The sequence below is a fragment of the Kocuria atrinae C3-8 genome (assembly GCF_000286355.1).
Classification (GTDB): Bacteria; Actinomycetota; Actinomycetes; order Actinomycetales; family Micrococcaceae; genus Kocuria; species Kocuria atrinae_A.
Genome location: NZ_AJXN01000205.1, coordinates 1 through 2,817 on the forward strand (window position 1 = coordinate 1; position 2,817 = coordinate 2,817).

Annotated in this window: 2 protein-coding genes; both read left to right on the plus strand. The window is 62.3% G+C overall.

From position 1 onward, the window contains the following. Positions 1 to 105: 105 nt before the first annotated feature. The gene (locus YO9_RS0115790) at positions 106 to 618 is read left to right on the plus strand and encodes an FkbM family methyltransferase (protein WP_016998364.1); all 513 of its coding nucleotides are present in this window, start codon (positions 106 to 108) and stop codon (positions 616 to 618) included. A 157-nt stretch (positions 619 to 775) separates the two neighbouring features. Next, positions 776 to 2,779, plus strand: a complete 2,004-nt coding sequence (locus tag YO9_RS0115795) for a multicopper oxidase family protein (protein ID WP_223286711.1) — start codon at positions 776 to 778, stop codon at positions 2,777 to 2,779. Positions 2,780 to 2,817: the final 38 nt, after the last annotated feature.

Genomic DNA, 2,817 nt, shown 5'->3' on the forward strand with positions numbered 1-2,817 from the left:
ATCAAACCCGGGCCGGTTCATGGAAGCCTTGTATGAGATCCACTTTCGAGGCGAGTATGAACCGCCGTGGGAGTTGGAAAGTCGACTTCGACGGGACCGCTGCGGGTGCTCGATATCGGTGCAAATGTCGGCATGTTCAGCGGCTGGGCCCTGGCTCGATGGCCGGGGTGCAAGATCACTGCGTTCGAGCCAGACCCGGAAAACTTGGAGCGATTGCAGGTCTGGGCAAGTGCTGTATCCGGCGAGATGACAGTGGTGCCTGCGGCGGTCTCAGTTAGTTCTGGCGTTGCCAAATTCGTTGTTGGGCAAGGTGGCGGTTCACGCTTATCATCTGATGAGGACGAGGGCATGTCCGTTACAACTATTGATATTTTTGACTATCTGTTTGAAGCGAGTTTCGTGAAGATGGATATCGAGGGTGGCGAGTGGGCGATTTTGACTGATCCTCGACTGAAAAATCTTCGGGACATCGTGATCGTCATGGAGTATCACCGAGTAAACGCGCCCTACCTTCCCGCTCGGGAGGCAGCCACAGAGTTGTTGACTGCGGCCGGATTCTCTACTGGCTACGGTTCCTCCAATTATTGGGGTCATGGAACGCTGTGGGCATGGAAGTAAAGCACCGCTGATGATGCCCCCCACAGGCTTAACCAAAACGTGACCCCCTACTCCTCAGTATTTGCATATGCTAATTTTTCATCAGGGCAACTGAGGGTCGACGCAGGTCGCGGAGGGCCCACATGCCACAGCACTACTCGCTAAGCGAGGGCTCATCATGAGTACTTCCACCCCCAATCCACAGAATCTCCCCGAGCCGGGCTCGGTCGAATACGCCAACCTGGCCCATGCCGGAAGCGCGCCACCGCTTCCGTCGGAGCCCGGAGTCACGCTCGCTCCCGTGGAACCGGACACGTCCGAGGAGCCGGCGCGCGAACCCATGGATGGCCAAACGCCGTCGGCAAATAAGCCGAGTTCGCGACCTCCCTCGGGCTTTCCGTGGTGGCCGCCGCGGCCGGTTCCGCTGCCCGGGATTGATTCAGGGCTGGGACTCAAGAAATTCCGTGACCGGCTACCTCAACCCACCATCATCCGTGCGTGGCGGCGTCCGGAGGACAGCCCCATCCGCGTTCGAGCCGAACTCGGGCAGGTTCAGTTCCACGCGGACATCCCGCCCGCCCAGGCCTGGACCTACGAGGGTGGATTGCCCGGCCCGACCATCGAAGTGCAGCGGGATCGGTCCGTGCGGATCGATTGGGAGAACGGGCTGGAGCAGGACGGCGAGGCGCTGCACTTGCCGTACGACGTCGTTCGAGTGCCCGAACTGCCCCCGTTACCTCCCGGCCAGCCGGGCGTGAACGCGAACTTCCGGGCCGCCGCGACGCCAGGCGGTCGCGCCACGGACAAGGGCCCCGGCGAGGATTCCTACCCACGGTTGCAACACACCGATGAGCTCACCGCCGCCACCGTGGTGCACCTGCACGGAGCGTTGACCGACGGTCACAACGACGGCTGGGCACACAACGTGACCATGCCGGGCGGCGTGATTCGATGCACGTACCCGAACCGACAGGAGTCGACCACCCTCTGGTACCACGACCACGCCATGGCCGTGACCCGGTTCAACCTGTTCGCGGGTCTGTCCGGGTTCTACATCATCCGCGATGAGCAGGAAGCCAAGCTGAGACTGCCTTCGGGTGAGCGCGAGCTGTTCCTGGGGATTGCGGACCGCAACCTGGAATCCGAACCCGGCTCTCCCGCGGGAACCATCAAGTTCACTGGGCGTGCGTTGTACAAGCAAGCAGGCTTCACCGGATCGACCGGGATCAAGGGTGAGATTCCCGTGAGTGCGCCGTTCAATATGGTCAACGGCAAGATTTGGCCCACCAAGGACGTGGACGCGTGCTGGTATCGGCTGCGGTTGCTCAACGGATCGAGCTCGCGGGTCCACCGTTTCTCGATGCATGACACCACGGATGAGAAGTTCACTCCCGGAAAGGACATCCCCAGCACGGATCCGGCCTTCGGTGCGCGCCGCAAGTCCGACGCGTTGGTGGTGATTGGAACGGACGGAGGCCTACTGCCCGCACCCTTCATCCCGGCTGACGGGATCATCGAAATGGGCCCGGGTGAGCGCGTGGATGTGCTCGTGGACTTCTCCAAGTACCGCGGGCGCACCCTGGAACTGCGCAACGAGAACGGTACCGCACTGAATGCCCAACTGGGACAGGCCGACGCCAGCGTGATGCAGTTCCGCGTGGACGATCGCCGTGTGCTCGACCGGTTCAAACTGCCCAGCGTTCTCAACCGCGAGTACGTGCACTACCGCCACACGGATGACGGCAAGTTGATCATCGGTGACCGCGTGATCGACCATCACGCTCACGCCTGGGTGGCCGTGGTGCCTCCCGGTATCCGAGGGTCGGTGCACCCGGAGATGTGGGAGCTGCACGAGCTGGCGGAGGGGGATGATCCCGGAACCACGGACGTCATCAGGTTGACCCGCGCGGACGGTAAGGTCATGACTTTCAAGCCCGCGGCCAAGCTCTTCGACGACACGCTCACCATCAAGCTCTCCGAGGGTGACTGGGCCGTGTGGAACATCGTGCACTTGGGCGGGCCTCCGCATCCGATGCACATCCACATGACCGAGTTCCAAATGCTCAATCGTTGGCAATGGCCGCTGGGGCCGGGCGGTGCACTGCCCGGCTTTGACCCCGCGACGCGTCGACACCCAACCCACTGCCCATTCCCGGACCGGGACGCCCGATCAGTCCCATGACCGCAGGCATGAAGGATACGTGGGTTGTTCAACCGGGG

Coding starts and splice junctions, on each gene's coding strand:
- YO9_RS0115795 (WP_223286711.1), top strand. CDS start 776: ATGAGTACTTCCACCCCCAATCCACAGAATCTCCCCGAGCCGGGCTCG.